A 14,081-nucleotide genomic window follows, 5' to 3' on the forward strand; every position below is an offset into this window, starting at 1 on the left:
CACAATCAATAAGAGGAGGGCTGGCTGAGCAGCCCTGACGCTCACTCCAAGGGCTGATACCTCGGAGTTTTATTACTGGTCGTTCTTGTCTGATGCTGTCAAACCGGCCTGAATGCGCTGGTAGATTTCTTCACGGTGGACGGCGACATCTTTCGGTGCATTGATGCCGATCCGGACCTGTTGGCCGCTGACACCTAAAATAGTGATCGTAATATCGTCACCGATGTTTATGCTTTCACCAACTTTGCGGGTGAGTATCAGCATTTTTTTCTCCTTGATGGCTTTGTAAGGCACGTCTCTGAGACGGTGCGGCTTCGGTCATGGCTACAGAATACTGCTAAGTGCATATAAATGCGCCGCTCATTACAGACGTCATAGCCACAGGGTTAATTCCCTGTGCGAGGGAAACTCTCGCGTATGAGCCTTAGATAAGGGCGGATTGGATTTGTTCAAGGAGAGCAAAGGCCGCTGCCCCAGTGATAAAATCGACCCACTCAAACAGATAGGGGAAACGCAGTGCGTAAAGTCATCGTGATGACAGCAATATTGGCCTTGACGGCTTGCGGTCAGGAGTCTAACGATAAAATTCAACGGGCTAAAGCTGCTTCTGAAACATCGACGGTTCAAGCGCCCATTGCCCAATGGGCGGTTGAAGTGAAATTGGGTAAAACTCAGGCACTCAGTGATCTGACGGCAAGACTGCTTGAGCATGGTTTCAGCTCTTATATTTATGTGGATGAAGGTGTTCAGCATGTGCTGTTGGGCCCGTTCAACACGCAAGAACAGGCCCAGGAGAAGCTGACGCGGCTAACCACCAAGCTCGACAATCTTGAAGCCGCAGTGATTGAACTGCCCCCTGGCAAACCGGCCCATTAAGCAGTCAAAGCGGCGTTAGCTGCCTAAGCGTAGCGCCAACCGGCGCTATTGGAGGGGTTTGGAGCATTTTTTTTGCGTGCAAGCGCTGGCAGCAGCATCCACTGTCACAGGGTTCCCCACCCACCGCCCAGCGATGTCAGCAACTGCACGCTGGCCTGCAATTGCCGGGTACGCAGTGTTTGTACCTGGCGTTGTGCCTGCAATGCAGCCGTTTGTGCGCTCACCACATCCAGATAATTCACGGCGCCAGCCTCGTAACTGTGGGTGGCCAAGCTTTGAGTCTGTTGAGCGGCATGGGCAGCGGCTTGCTCGTCAAGGCTTTGCAGATGCAAGTCGCGCAACTGGGCCAGACTGTCTTCGACTTCACGCACGGCGCGCAACACCTGGCTGCGGTAATGAGCGCTGGCCTCCTCAAATTCAGCTTTGGCCTGGCGTTCCTGTGCATCCAGTCGGCCGCCGTCAAAAATGGGCAGATTCATCAAAGGCCCCAACGCCCAAAAGCGATTGCTCGCCGCCAACACATTGCCGCTGCCTTGGGTTTGCCCGCCGATCAGCCCGCTCAAGCTGAAATCCGGGTACCAGGCCGCTTTCGCCACGCCAATCGCGGCATTGGCCGCAAACACTCGGCGCTCAGCTGCCGCAATATCAGGTCGGCGCTGTAACAACGTACTGGGCAGAGTGGCAGGTTGCGTGGGCACAGTGAGGCTGCCTTCGCTGGCGGCCAGGTGAAAGTCGCTTGCGGGTTGGCCCACCAGCTCGCCGATCGCATGTTCGGCCAGATTACGCTGCCCACGGACATCGTCCAGTTGCGCCCGCGCCTGCGCCAGTTGGCTTTGGGCGCGCGTCAGATCAAGTTCTGACGCTATCTGGCCCTGATAACGGTCGCGGGTCAGCTGCAAGGCCTGGCGGTAATCTTCCAGAGAACGGGTCAGAATCTGCTGTTGCGCATCCAGCCCGTCGAGCTGGACGTAGAGGATGGCCAATTGGCGCTGGAGACTCAGGCGCGCCACAGCCAGATCATCAGCCGAGGCCTGCGCCTGAGCATCGCCTGCTGCCACTTGGTTGCGGATTTTGCCCCACAGATCGAGATCAAAATTGAGTGCAAACCCGGCCGTCAAGCTGTTGTACACCGAGGGTTGAGTCGTCCCGCGTAGTGGGCGGTTGTCTGATTGACGCTGACGAAGGGTTTGAGCGCTGGCGGTTAATTGCGGGAACAACCCGGCATGCAACTGGCTGGCGTAAGCCTGTGAGGCATCCACATGCGCCAGCGCCGCTGCAAGGTCCGGGTTGGCTGTGAGTAATTGTTGTTGCAGTGTGTTCAACCGCGGGTCCTGATACGCCTGCCACCATTGCTCGGGCACATGATCGGCGGGCTGCGCGCTGTGCCACGGGCCGTCGCTGTTTTGTTCGCGGTAATGCGCGGGCAGGTCGATTGAGGGGGCGGTATAAGCCGGTGCCAACGAGCAGCCCTGTAGCGCCGTAACCAGCAGCAATAACGCGCATTTAAGCCTTGGCTGCATGGGAGGCTCCTGTGTCCGCGAGTTTCACCGTATCACCCTCGCGCAGGGCGTCAGGCGGGTTGTCGATGACGGTGTCCGCAGGTTTGAGCCCTTGGTCAATGACCAGCCGATCGCCTAAATCCAGGCCAATGTGGATGCTTTGCAAATGCACATGGTGGGCGCTGTCGAGGAGGGCGACCTGAGTGCCCTGGGCGCGAAAGATCAGGGCGCTGGCCGCAATACTGACGCCGTGGGTATCGGCCGGGATCGCTAACACGGCTTCGGCGTAATCGCCGGGCATCAGCGCATCATCAGGATTGAGCGCGACAAACTGTGCCATCAGCGTGCCCGAACGCCGGTCAATCGAGGTTGAGTTACCGATCAACCTGGCGCTAAAGGTTTGGCCCGGGTGCTCCGGCACACTGAGCTGCACATGCATGCCCGGGCGGATCACACTGGCGTAGTTTTGCGGCACCGGCACGTAAAGGCGCAGTTGGTGGGTGTCGGCGATGTCAAACAGCTGCGTGTCGCTGTCGGTGTCAGCTTTGATCAATTGGCCAATGTCGGTATGGCGCGCGGTGATGGTGCCTGCGAAAGGCGCACGGATGGTTTTGTAGGCTTCCAGTGTCAAAAGACGTGCGTAATCGGCCTGGGCTGCCTGCGCATTGGCTTTGGCCGCGGCGGCATTCGATTGTTTCTCGTCGGCCTCCTGACGCGACACCGAGTGCGAAGCCAACAGGTTTTGCCAGCGTGTGGCGGTGGTGGCCGCCAGTGAAGCGTTGGCTTGCTCCTGCGCCTTATGGGCGCGGGCCTGCGCCAGTTGCTGGTCCAGATCAGGGCTGTCGATCAGGGCCAACACCTGACCGGCTTGCACCTTGCTGCCAATGTCGGTTTGCCAGCTGTGCAGATAGCCGCTCACCCGTGCATGAATCGGCGCCTTGCTCCACGCCTCCAAATGAGCGGGCAAACGCAGCGTGTCGCCGTGCGCGTTTTGCAGCGGCTGAAACACACTCACCACGGGCAATGCGGCCGCTTCAGTCCAGTGGGCCACCGCCTGTTCATGGCGGCTGCGGGCCGCCAGCCCGTTAGCCACCAGCAAGGCGGCCAGCGAGAGGCCGCCGATACCCAGTACCATTAAGCGCTTGCGTGACGGTGTTTGATTAGACATGGGTTGTTTCTCCAGCAGCAGCGCGGGTTTCTTTGCGCCCGTGCACCAGGCTGAACACCACGGGCACGAACAGCAGGGTGGCGACGGTGGCCAGCATCAGACCGCCAATCACGGCGCGTCCGAGCGGGGCGTTCTGTTCTTCTGAAAGGGCCAGCGGCAACATCCCGATCATCATTGCCAATGCGGTCATGCACACCGGCCGAAAGCGTGTGTAGCCCGCTTCAAGCGCGGCCTTGAGCGCGTCGCCATGCTCGGCCAGACGTTCGCGACAGAAGCTCACCACCAGAATCGAGTTGGCCGTGGCCACCCCCATGCACAAGATGGCACCGGTCAAGGCCGGGACCGACAGCGAGGTGGCGCTCAAGAACAGCATCCACACGATCCCGGCCAGAGCCGCAGGCAGCGCAGTGATGATCACAAACGGGTCGACCCAGGACTGGAAGTTGACCACGATCAGCAGGTAAATCAGCACCACGGCGCCAAGCAAACCAAAGCTCAGGCCGCTGAACGCCTCGTGCAAGGCATCGATTTGTCCATGCAAACTGATGATCGCGCCTTTGGGGCGCAGGTCGGCGGCGCCATCAATGACCTTTTGCACATCAGCGGCCACTGATCCCAGGTCGCGGCCCTGAATGTTGGCGTACAGGTCCAGCGTCGGCTGAATGTTGTAGTGGGTGATTACCGCCGGGCTTTGCACGCGGCTGATCGTGGCCAGCCCGCCGAGAATTTGTGACTGGCCGTTACTGCCCGTCACCGGCAGCGCTTCCAGGGCAGGCATGCTGTCCAGACGATATTGCGGCGTGGCTGCCACTATGCCGTAAGACACGCCGTTTTGCGGGTTGAGCCAGAAGGTTGGCGCAACTTGAGAGCTGCCGGCCAGCGACGCGACCATGCTATTGGTTACATCACGCTCGGTAATGCCCAGGCCATTGGCGCGCTGACGATCCACATTGACCTGCAACGACGGGTAACCCACCGACTGTTGGATACGCAGGTCGGCAATTCCCGGCACATGTTGCAAGCGGCGCTGCAACTCCAGCGCATACGCCCGGTTGGCGACGTCATCGCGCCCGGAGATTTTCACGTCAAGCGGGGCGGGTGAGCCAAAGTTAAGAATCTGGCTACTGATATCCGCAGGCATAAAGGCGAACTGGCTGCCGGGGAAGCTTTCGGGCAGGGCTTCACGCAATTGCTTGACGTAATCGGCAGTCGGAGCGTGTTTGGCGTTGAGCGTGATTTGAATATCGCCATCCTGCGGGCCGATGGTGCCACTGCTGCTGTAGGCCATGTCGATACCGCTCAACGGAATCCCGATGTTATCGATGATGCTGTCCAGTTGATCAGCCGGGATGATTTCGCGAATCCGCGATTCGATCCGGTCGAAGGCGGCAGCGCTTTCTTCGATGCGCGTACCCAGCGGCAAGCGCACATGCAAGGCCAATGCGCCCGCATCGGTGGCGGGGAAAAAGTCCTGACCCAAGCTTGGCAGCAGCGCAAACGAGGCCAGCACACAAGCCATGAACCCCAGCAAAAAGCGTTTGCGATGGGCCAGTGTCAGCTCCAGCACAGCGTAATAAGCATCGCGCACCGCCGAAAAACGGCGCTCGAAACCTTGCTGGAAATTCAACAGCGCCTGCACCGGTGCCGAATGCTTTTTGCTGTGCTGATCGCCCTCGTGATGGTTGATGTAGCCATCTTCCGGATGCTGCCCAGCGCCTTGTTCCGGCACGTGGGGTTTGAGCAGAAACATCGCCAGGGTCGGCACCAGCGTGCGCGACAGAATAAAAGAGCTGCCCATCGCGAAAATCACTGCCAGAGCCATCGGCCGGAACAGATACCCGGCAATCCCCTGCAACATGAACATCGGCACAAACACGATGCAGATACACAGCAGCGACACAAACGCCGGGCCGACAATCTGCGCGGCCCCATCGAGAATCGCATCGCGCACCGACTTGCCTTGCTCCAGATGCCAGTTGATGTTCTCGATAGTCACCGTCGCATCATCGACCAATATCCCCACCGCCAACGCCAGCCCGCCGAGGGTCATGACGTTCAGGGTCTGGCCACTGAGGGCGAGCAGGGCAATCGCCGAGAGCACCGCCAGCGGGATCGACACCGCAATAATCAGCGTCGAACGCCAACTGCCGAGAAACAGCAGAATCATCGCGCTGGTCAATAACGCGGCAATGATGCCTTCTTGCGCCACGCTGCCCACCGACTGTTTAACGAACACCGAAGCGTCGCCCAACAGCGTGGTCTTGAGGGAGGGCGGTAGGGTTTCATTGATGCGCGGCAACATCGCGCGAATGCCGTCGACAATTGAAAGTGTCGAAATGTTGCCGTTTTTCAAGGCCGGCATCAGCACGGCGCGATGACCATCCACGCGCACGATATTGGTTTGTGGCGGCGAACCATCACGCACATGCGCCACTTGGCCAATGGTGATCAGTGCGCCATTTACGGTTTTGATCGGCAACGCGTTGAGTTCGTCGATGGCTTTGGGGCTGTTGTTGAGCATCACCGTGTATTCATAGGTGCCGAGCTTGACGGTCCCTACCGGGATGATCTGGTTTTGCGCCGCCAGCGCATTGCCCACGTCTTGTGCCGACAGCCCTTTGGCTGCCAGCGCTTGCGGATCAAGGTCAAGGGTGATCTGGCGCTGCTTGCCCCCCATCGGCGTCGGCATGGCGAGGCCGGGCAGGGCGCTCAGGGGCAAGCGGATGTTGTTCTGCACCAAATCGCGAATGTGCGCTTCGGAGAGCGTAGGGCTGGAGAAGGCCAACTGTAATATCGGGACGGTCGAGGCGCTGTAATTGAGAATCAGCGGGGGCGTAATGCCGGGCGGCATTTGTTTGAGTACGGTTTGTGACACGGCTGTCACTTGCGCGTTGGCGGTACGAATATCGACCCCAGGCTGAAAGAAAATTTTCACGATGCCCATGCCGGGCAATGACTGCGACTCGATGTGCTCGATGTCATTGACCGTGGTGCTGAGCGAGCGCTCATAGGTGTAAATCACCCGGCCCGCCATGTCGGCGGGCGCCAGGCCGGTGTACTGCCACACCACAGCGACCACGGGAATGCCAATGTCCGGGAACACATCCGTGGGCGTACGCACGGCGGCCAACGGCCCAATGATGCAGATGAAAATCGCCAACACGATAAACGTGTAGGGCTTGTGCAGTGCGGTCTTTACCAGCCCGAGCATGCCTGAACCTCCGAGGAGTGGAATTGCAAACCCCGGCAGTCTTGCTGTTGGCACCTAACGATCAGCTTTCAGTAACGTGAAGGATCCTTTAGGTAAGGGCTGAAAATCCCTTCACTTTCATTCATTTGGCGCGGTACGCGATGGCCGCCAAGCTTACGACCTATTCGACGGGTCGGGGTTGAGCCTGTCGCACTTTTTGAATGCTCTTTGCGAGGCTCGTCTGCGATGACTGTTAAACCGCTGCTTTTGATTCCCTCCCTGAGTCTGGTTCTGTTGCTATCGGCCTGCGCGGGGCCGATGCCCAAGCAAGACCCGGCTCAAGCCTGGATCGGCCTGAAAGAAGAAGGCACCAGCGACCTGATGGCCGAACGGGTGGACGGGAAAAACACCCGTGACGGCCGTTATTTTGAAGTGACGCCAGGCGCCCATCGGCTGGACGTGACCCTGTACGAAGGCGCGACCGGCGACCAGAATCAGGTGGATTGCCAAGGCGATGTGCAATACAAGGCGTTCAAGGCGGGGGAGCATTACCAACTGATCGAGTCGAGCCTGGGGCCTGAAATCAGTGCGGCGCTGGTGGACTCAGCCGGCAAGGAAGTCGCCCATACGGCCGACTTCACCTGCATGCCGGGGTAAGACACAGCCCTCGGCGACGGCTACGGCGTGTCTGGCGTATGGGATTAAAACGAGCGCACGATTTTGCCCAGGGTTTCCATCGCTTTCTCGCTCGCTTCATCCCACGGGCTGCCGTAATTGAGGCGGATGCAGTTTCGAAAGCGCTGGGTGGCCGAGAAAATCGGCCCTGGCGCGATGCTGATACCTTGCGCCAAGGCCATTTGAAACAGCTTGAGCGAGTCCATTTGCTCAGGCAACTCCAGCCACAGAAAGTAGCCGCCGCTGGGATGGCTGACCCGGGTTTGGGCCGGAAAGTAGCGTGCAATCGCGGCCAGCATGGCGTTTTGCTGGCCTTCCAGTGCATCGCGCAATTTGCGCAAATGACGGTCGTAACCGCCGTGTTGCAGGTAATCGGCGATGGCGGCTTGCGCGGGCATCGAGGCGCACAGCGACGTCATCAGTTTGAGGCGCTCCACTTTTTGCGCGTACCGGCCCGCCGCCACCCAACCCACGCGATAACCCGGGGCCAGGCTTTTGGCAAACGAGCCGCAGTGCATCACCAGACCTTCGGTATCAAAGGCTTTGGCCGGTTTCGGCGCGTGTTGGCCGTAATACAGTTCGGCGTACACGTCGTCTTCAATCAGCGGCACTTGATGGGTGCGCAGCAGTTCGACCAATGCCTGCTTTTTAGCTTCGGGCATGCTGGCGCCAATCGGGTTCTGGAAGTTGGTCATGCACCACACGGCTTTGATCGGGTGACGCTCAAGGGTTTGCGCCAGCACCCCCAGATCAATGCCATCACGCGGGTGCACAGGGATTTCCACCGCTTTGAGTTTGAGCCGCTCCAGCACTTGCAAACAGGCATAAAACGCCGGGGCTTCAATGGCCACCAGGTCCCCTGGCTCTGTGACAGCTTGCAAGCACAGGTTCAAGGCTTCCAGCGCGCCATTGGTGATCAGCAGTTCTTCCATTGGCAACATCAGCCCGCCGACCATGTAGCGCAGGGCTATTTGGCGCCGCAGTTGCGGGTTGCCCGGCGACATGTCGGTCACCACCATGCGAGGGTCCATTTCGCGGCTGGCGGTGGCCATCGAGCGGGCCAGACGTTGCAACGGGAAGAGTGTCGGGCTGGGGAACGCTGAGCCGAAGGGCACCGTGTGCGGGTCTTTGATCGAGTCCAGCACGGAGAACACCAGCGCGCTGACATCGACCTCGGTGGACTCGGTGACGTGGCTGCTAAAGACCGGTTCGCTGAACGGGCTGGGCGTGTGCGCGTTGACGAAATACCCCGAACGCGGTTTGGCACGGATCAGGCCTCGGCGTTCGAGCAGGTAATAGGCTTGAAAAACCGTCGAAGGGCTGACGCCGTAGGTTTGGCTGGCATAGCGCACTGAGGGGACACGTTGTCCGGGGCCGAGCACCCCGCAGCGGATCAGCTCAGCAATATCGTCGGCAAATTTTTCGTAGCGTTTCATGTAGGCAATGCTCGGTCCGGCGTTATTCAGGGAAATTCAGAAGGGGCACTGTACCCGTAGCGGCTGGCGAAGGCTGCGTCCGATTGCGCAACCTTGCGCTAGCGGACACACCCTCGGCACTCGGGTCAACGATTGAGCGGCGCCACAAAGCGGCTATCGGCTACCGCGCGGATGCCAGGTTCGTCCGTATCGGTGATCACAAACGTGATGGTTTGCGAACTGCTGGTCGGGCGATCTGCCAGCAGGGCGACGGACACGGGTACGTCAGTCATTTCACCGGGGGCCAGCGTCAGCTCGGTTTTACCTTGTAACTGATAACCTTCGCCGTCTTTGAGTGACACCCGATAGTGCTGCGCCTGCTGAGTTTTGTTGATGATTTTGAGGCTGTAGATATTTTCGATCTGGCCTTGGCTGTTTTCGCGGAACAGGCCCCGGTCCTTGATTACATCCATTGAGACCATGCTGCGCTGATTCAGTGCAAAGACCAGTGCGCCGATCATCACCAGCAGGACGATGGCGTAGCCGATCAGGCGTGGACGCAGTAGATGCGTCTTGCCGCCTTGCAATTCATGCTCGGAGGTATAGCGCACCAGCCCACGGGCATAGCCCATTTTGTCCATCACCGAATCACAGGCGTCGATACACGCCGCGCAGCCGATGCACTCCATCTGCAAGCCGTCGCGGATGTCGATGCCGGTCGGGCACACTTGCACGCACATATGGCAATCGATGCAGTCACCCAGCCCTGCCTGTTTTGGCTCAACCCCGCGTTTACGCGGCCCACGGCTTTCGCCACGCGCCACATCATAGGAGATGGCGAGGGTGTCTTTATCGAACATCACGCTCTGGAACCGCGCATAAGGGCACATGTGCATGCACACGGCTTCGCGCAGCCACCCGGCATTGATGTACGTGGCGCCGGTGAAAAACAGCACCCAGAACAAACTGACGCCAGCCATCTCCAGGGTCAGCAGCTCGGTTGCCAGGGGCCGGATCGGGGTAAAGTAGCCGACAAAAGTCAGCGCCGTCATGACACTGATGGCCATCCATAGCGCGTGTTTAGCGGTGCGGCGCGCAATTTTGTTCAAGCGCCATGGGGCTGCTTGCAGCTTGATTCGCTGATTTCTGTCGCCTTCTGTTATCTTCTCGCACCACATAAACAGCCAGGTCCAGGTGCTTTGTGGGCACGTATAACCGCACCACACCCGCCCCGCAAACACCGTGATCGCAAATAGACCGAAGGCTGCGATGATCAACAGGGCCGAAAGCAGGATGAAATCCTGTGGCCAGAATGTGGCACCAAAAATATGGAACTTACTTTCAGACAAGTCCCACAAAACGGCTTGGCGACCGTCCCAGTTAAGCCAGACAGTGCCGAAGAACAGCAAGAACAGAAAGCCTGCGCCGGCTAATCGAAGCGTGCGGAACAGCCCGGTAAAACTGCGGGTATGGATCAGGTTGTCGCTGGACTTGTTTTTATGTTTTGCGGCTCTAGGTCGAGAAGCCTCAAAGGATTCAAGTATCTGGACGGGTATTTGTTCGCTCATGGTCTTTCGCTCATCAGCCTCCATCAGGCCTGTGCACTATGACCAGCGAACTGTTTGCATAACAGACTCAGCTATCCGATTAAAAACCGTATCAGATGCTTTTGTGAGGAACCTGCGACAACTTGCTGCACCCCATGATGTTCAAGGATTTATTGGGGATTGGCTTGTAACTCATCAAGGCTTGGAAGATCCTGATCGGGATCAAGGAAATAAGCGACTCACTTGAGAATGGAGCTCCAGTTTTAACCGGGTGGGCACGCATTCAAATAAGTTGGTTGGGAGATACGTTTAATGGCTGCTGGAGCGAGGTTTGAGCCAGATTCAGATGCAGGAGGGCCAGCTTCAAGTCATGAGCTGCCTTTGATTGTGATCGAAGGCACGATGCCGGTGATTGGCCAGGGCCATAAGCCGGCCAAAGTGGTTGCAGGACAGTTGCTCAATATCAGCAGTCGCGTTTTTTGCCTGACTGGCGGGCCCTTGGCAGTGATTGTTCGTTGGCGGCATGTGGACAGCAGTGACGGTGAAAGCCTCTACATGCATACGCTGGGAGACCGGGTCTGGAATGGGCAAATCCGTATAGAAAAACCGGGTTTGCATGTGTTTTGCATTGATGCCTGGATTGATCGATATGCAGGCTTGTGCCTGGCCCTGGAAAGGGCCATGCAAAGGGGGGAATCACCAGAGGGCCTGATCGAGGACGCGTTGTCGCAGATTTTGCAGACGCTTGAGTTTTGTGATGTTGAGCGCCAGCAGCCTTTGATCGAGCTTTATCAGCAGCTGGCTATTCTGGTGGGGCATGAGCAAATCGCGCTGTTGATGGATGAAAGCACCCAGGTGCAGATGCGTGACGTTCAGCAACGAACGTGCCTGGTGTTAAGCCCTGAATACCCGTTGTACGTTACCCACTGAGCACCGCCGTGAGCACCCATGGCCGGGTGCTCATGGACTCACGCAAAGGTCTGATTCAAATCGGTGAGCCGTCCGTGGTGGCATGCAACATGACTCTTCGATCGTGGGCGCCCGCCGCCACCAGCGCTTGCGCCTCTTCTTCGGTTATGGCTATGCGCCTGCCTGCTACTAACGCTTGGGACAGGTGCGACGGGTCATCGTTAAACACTTCAATGCGACTCAGTGGCACCTGTTGCGCGTCTTCAGCAGAGGCAAACGTACAGGTGTGATGTAGCACGTCGATTTCAATGCTCATGAGCGATTTCCTTGTGTGAGGCCCACGGCGTCGTGGAGCCGCTGCGGGCTAAATTGACCGATTTGCTTTGATCGGCGGTGTTTCGCTGGGCGGATCACCCTGTGGGACCGGGTCTTTGATTGGCGGGTCTTCTTCGGGGACCGGTTGCGGCTCACCGGGCGGTAATACCGGGTCGTCAATGTTCGGGTCGGGAGTTTCGGCTGGGATAGGGATGCTCATCGCCAAGACCTCGTAGTTGTTATGAACAAGGCGCAATAAGCGCCGGGCTTCTTGAGGTTGACCTTCACACCGGCCAAAAAAATCCCGCGTCGCGACCAACGGAGGAGTGCAAATCAGTCTGAACTTTTAAACCGTCGTTGCCTCCCAACCTACGTGACCGGCGCCACTGCCGGAATGTGCTGTGAAACGACACACGTGAGCGTCCAAGGGCGTGAGGAGTGATGCTCGATGACTGCTGATTTCCCGGATTCTGATTCCACGGCTGTTTTGCCGTTGACCCATGCGCTGTTACTGCCGCGCATCGCTATTGAGAGCACATCCCCGGTGTTGGAGGGCGGTCAGTTTGCGGTCAAGGCGACCGTCGGCCAGCAGGTCAACGTCAGCAGTACCGTGTTTGTCGATGGTTACGATCAACTGGCCGTGAGGCTGCACTGGCGCAAAGCCGATCACGACGCATGGCGGACCACGCCCATGCAGTGTCTGGGCAACGACAGGTGGGCCGGGCATTTCGAGGTGCCCGAGCCTGGCCGCTATGTGTTTTGTATTGAGGCCTGGGTCGATCACTTCGCCAGTTTTTGCCATGAACTGGATAAAAAACATCAAGCGGGCGTGCCGGTGAGTCTTGAGCTTCAACAAGGTCGGGTGCGGGTGCAGCATGCAATCGAGCGCAGCACGGGCGAGCTTCAGCAACAGTTGCAGGCATTGCTGCGCGAACTCTCAGGGTTGCTTGAGACCGAACAAGTGGCCTTGTTCCTTCATGAAAGCAGCGCTCAGTTGATGGCGCAGGCGCAATATCACGCCTATGTCAGCCTCAGCCCTGAGTACCCGGTAGAGGTGGAACGGCAGTTGGCTGCGTTTGCCAGCTGGTACGAACTGTTCCCGCGCTCAGTCACCGATGACCCGGCCGGTCACGACACGTTCAATGATGTGCATGCCCGCTTGCCAATGATTCACGACATGGGCTTTGACGTGGTGGCTTTGCCGCCCATTCATCCCATCGACCAGCACCACCGCGCAGGACCGGACAATTCACTGCAAGCAGGCCCTGATGAACCGGGCAAACCGTCTGCCAATGGCCGCGAGGAGAGCGGGCAGGCGGTGATTCACCCGCAATGGGGTACGCGGGATGATTTTCGCCGGTTGGTCGCGGCCGCTGCGGCACAGGGGCTTGAAGTTGCCCTGGACTTCGCCGTGCAATGCTCCCAAGACCACCCCTGGCTCGCGCAGCATCCTGAGGGGTTCAACTGGCCCCCCGACGGCACGATCCGTCATGCCCAGAACCCGTCGCGAAAGTATCCGGACAGCGTCAACGTTGACTTCTATGCCCCGCACGCGATCCCCGGTCTCTGGCTTGAACTGCGCGCAACGGTGCTGGACTGGGTCGATGAGGGGGTCACGCTGTTTCGGGTGGCCAGCCCGCACACCCAGCCCCTGCCGTTCTGGCAGTGGTTGATCGCCGAGGTCAGAGGGCTGCACCCCGACGTGATCTTTTTAGCGCAGGCGTGCACCACCCCCGCGATGATGGCGCGGCTGGGCAAGGTCGGCTATTCGCAGAGCTACACCTATTTGTGCTGGCGTCATACCAAGGCCGAGCTGTGCGAGTACTTCACCGAACTCAACCAAAGCCCGTGGCGAGAATGCTTTCGCCCGCATTTTTTCGTCGATACCCCGCACATCAGTGCGCAGTGTTCTCTGGCATCTCGCCGCGCGGGGTTCCTTATTCGGGCCGCGCTCGCAACGATGGGGTCTGGCCTGTGGGGCATGTACTCGGGGTTTGAACGGTGCGAGGCCCAAGCCTTGCCGGGCAATAACGAGTGTCCGGGCAGCGGGATGTCCCCAATCGAGCCTTGCGACCTCAGCGCGCCGGGCGACATCGTGGCTGAAATTGCCCAGCTCAACCGGATTCGTCGGCAAAACCCGGCCTTGCATAGCCACTTGGGCTTGAGGCTGTACAACGCCTGGAATGATCACCTGCTGTATTTCGGCAAACGCACTGCCGATGGCAGCAATTTTGTGTTGGTTGTGATCAATCTCGATCCGCATAACGCCCAAGAGGCGCATTTTGAATTACCCCTGTGGGAGATGGGCCTGGCCGATGATGCCGCCACCGCTGGCGAAGACCTGATGACGGGGCATCGCTGGACCTGGTACGGCAAACATCAGTGGACGCGGCTTGATCCCTCGCAGCAGCCGTTCGGTATCTGGCGCATCAAACCTCTTTAACCCGGCCTTCAATGCCGCTCCCGTGGCCACAGGCGTGTGAATCA

12 protein-coding genes are annotated in these 14,081 nt (G+C 58.7%); 4 read left to right on the forward strand and 8 right to left on the reverse strand.

From position 1 onward, the window contains the following. Positions 1-72: 72 nt before the first annotated feature. The gene (gene csrA, locus AP059_RS12470) at positions 73-264 is read right to left on the reverse strand and encodes a carbon storage regulator CsrA (RefSeq protein WP_048365041.1); all 192 of its coding nucleotides are present in this window, start codon (positions 262-264) and stop codon (positions 73-75) included. Positions 265-516: 252 nt separating this feature from the next. Here csrA and AP059_RS12475 point away from each other — a divergent pair, with 252 nt between their 5' ends. Next, positions 517-876 carry a hypothetical protein gene (locus AP059_RS12475; protein WP_048365040.1) on the forward strand — a complete coding sequence of 120 codons (360 nt, stop codon included), beginning with the start codon at positions 517-519 and terminating at the stop codon, positions 874-876. A 104-nt stretch (positions 877-980) separates the two neighbouring features. Here the strand turns inward: AP059_RS12475 and AP059_RS12480 are convergent, their stop codons facing one another. From AP059_RS12480 to AP059_RS12490, 3 genes are read right to left on the reverse strand one after another with little or no spacing between them, the layout of a single operon-like run. Further along, positions 981-2,396 carry an efflux transporter outer membrane subunit gene (locus AP059_RS12480; RefSeq protein WP_059763349.1) on the reverse strand — a complete coding sequence of 472 codons (1,416 nt, stop codon included), beginning with the start codon at positions 2,394-2,396 and terminating at the stop codon, positions 981-983. Continuing rightward, the gene (locus AP059_RS12485) at positions 2,380-3,543 is read right to left on the reverse strand and encodes an efflux RND transporter periplasmic adaptor subunit (RefSeq protein WP_059763348.1); all 1,164 of its coding nucleotides are present in this window, start codon (positions 3,541-3,543) and stop codon (positions 2,380-2,382) included. Before AP059_RS12485 ends, AP059_RS12480 begins: the two co-directional genes overlap by 17 nt. Then, positions 3,536-6,754 (reverse strand): efflux RND transporter permease subunit, encoded by a 3,219-nt coding sequence (locus AP059_RS12490; protein ID WP_059763347.1) that lies wholly within the window; start codon positions 6,752-6,754, stop codon positions 3,536-3,538. The genes AP059_RS12485 and AP059_RS12490 overlap by 8 nt, the downstream gene beginning before the upstream one ends. Before the next feature lie 225 nt (positions 6,755-6,979). Here AP059_RS12490 and AP059_RS12495 point away from each other — a divergent pair, with 225 nt between their 5' ends. Beyond that, the gene (locus AP059_RS12495; protein ID WP_059763346.1) at positions 6,980-7,390 is read left to right on the forward strand and encodes a PA0061/PA0062 family lipoprotein; all 411 of its coding nucleotides are present in this window, start codon (positions 6,980-6,982) and stop codon (positions 7,388-7,390) included. 44 nt (positions 7,391-7,434) lie between these two features. Here the strand turns inward: AP059_RS12495 and mapR are convergent, their stop codons facing one another. After that, entirely contained in the window at positions 7,435-8,844 is a 1,410-nt protein-coding gene (gene mapR / locus AP059_RS12500) for a GntR family transcriptional regulator MpaR (RefSeq protein WP_059763345.1), read from the reverse strand. A 125-nt stretch (positions 8,845-8,969) separates the two neighbouring features. Then, positions 8,970-10,391, reverse strand: coding sequence for a cytochrome c oxidase accessory protein CcoG (gene ccoG, locus AP059_RS12505; RefSeq protein ID WP_059763344.1), 1,422 nt, complete (start codon positions 10,389-10,391; stop codon positions 8,970-8,972). Positions 10,392-10,757: 366 nt separating this feature from the next. Between ccoG and AP059_RS12510 the strand changes: the two genes are divergently transcribed. Next, entirely contained in the window at positions 10,758-11,300 is a 543-nt protein-coding gene (locus tag AP059_RS12510; protein WP_256209854.1) for a maltotransferase domain-containing protein, read from the forward strand. A 55-nt stretch (positions 11,301-11,355) separates the two neighbouring features. Here AP059_RS12510 and AP059_RS12515 read toward each other — a convergent pair whose 3' ends face one another. Both AP059_RS12515 and AP059_RS22480 read right to left on the reverse strand, forming a co-directional pair. Further along, positions 11,356-11,595, reverse strand: coding sequence for a DUF3203 family protein (locus tag AP059_RS12515; protein ID WP_059763342.1), 240 nt, complete (start codon positions 11,593-11,595; stop codon positions 11,356-11,358). A gap of 48 nt (positions 11,596-11,643) precedes the next feature. Next, positions 11,644-11,814 (reverse strand): hypothetical protein, encoded by a 171-nt coding sequence (locus tag AP059_RS22480; RefSeq protein WP_165599933.1) that lies wholly within the window; start codon positions 11,812-11,814, stop codon positions 11,644-11,646. A 228-nt stretch (positions 11,815-12,042) separates the two neighbouring features. On the opposite strand from AP059_RS22480, the gene AP059_RS12520 reads away from it, so the two are divergent. Beyond that, positions 12,043-14,037 (forward strand): maltotransferase domain-containing protein, encoded by a 1,995-nt coding sequence (locus AP059_RS12520; RefSeq protein WP_059763341.1) that lies wholly within the window; start codon positions 12,043-12,045, stop codon positions 14,035-14,037. The last annotated feature ends 44 nt before the right edge of the window (positions 14,038-14,081 follow it).

This window comes from Pseudomonas sp. TAA207 (assembly GCF_001529285.1).
In the GTDB taxonomy this organism is placed as follows: Bacteria; Pseudomonadota; Gammaproteobacteria; order Pseudomonadales; family Pseudomonadaceae; genus Aquipseudomonas; species Aquipseudomonas weihenstephanensis.

Bases quoted from the DNA above. Each gene is read 5' to 3' on its own strand.
- AP059_RS12495 (WP_059763346.1), top strand. From the start codon at position 6,980: ATGACTGTTAAACCGCTGCTTTTGATTCCCTCCCTGAGTCTGGTTCTG.
- AP059_RS12485 (WP_059763348.1), bottom strand. From the start codon at position 3,543: ATGTCTAATCAAACACCGTCACGCAAGCGCTTAATGGTACTGGGTATC.
- csrA (WP_048365041.1), bottom strand. From the start codon at position 264: ATGCTGATACTCACCCGCAAAGTTGGTGAAAGCATAAACATCGGTGAC.
- AP059_RS12480 (WP_059763349.1), bottom strand. From the start codon at position 2,396: ATGCAGCCAAGGCTTAAATGCGCGTTATTGCTGCTGGTTACGGCGCTA.
- AP059_RS22480 (WP_165599933.1), bottom strand. From the start codon at position 11,814: ATGAGCATCCCTATCCCAGCCGAAACTCCCGACCCGAACATTGACGAC.
- AP059_RS12490 (WP_059763347.1), bottom strand. From the start codon at position 6,754: ATGCTCGGGCTGGTAAAGACCGCACTGCACAAGCCCTACACGTTTATC.
- AP059_RS12520 (WP_059763341.1), top strand. From the start codon at position 12,043: ATGACTGCTGATTTCCCGGATTCTGATTCCACGGCTGTTTTGCCGTTG.
- ccoG (WP_059763344.1), bottom strand. From the start codon at position 10,391: ATGAGCGAACAAATACCCGTCCAGATACTTGAATCCTTTGAGGCTTCT.
- AP059_RS12515 (WP_059763342.1), bottom strand. From the start codon at position 11,595: ATGAGCATTGAAATCGACGTGCTACATCACACCTGTACGTTTGCCTCT.
- mapR (WP_059763345.1), bottom strand. From the start codon at position 8,844: ATGAAACGCTACGAAAAATTTGCCGACGATATTGCTGAGCTGATCCGC.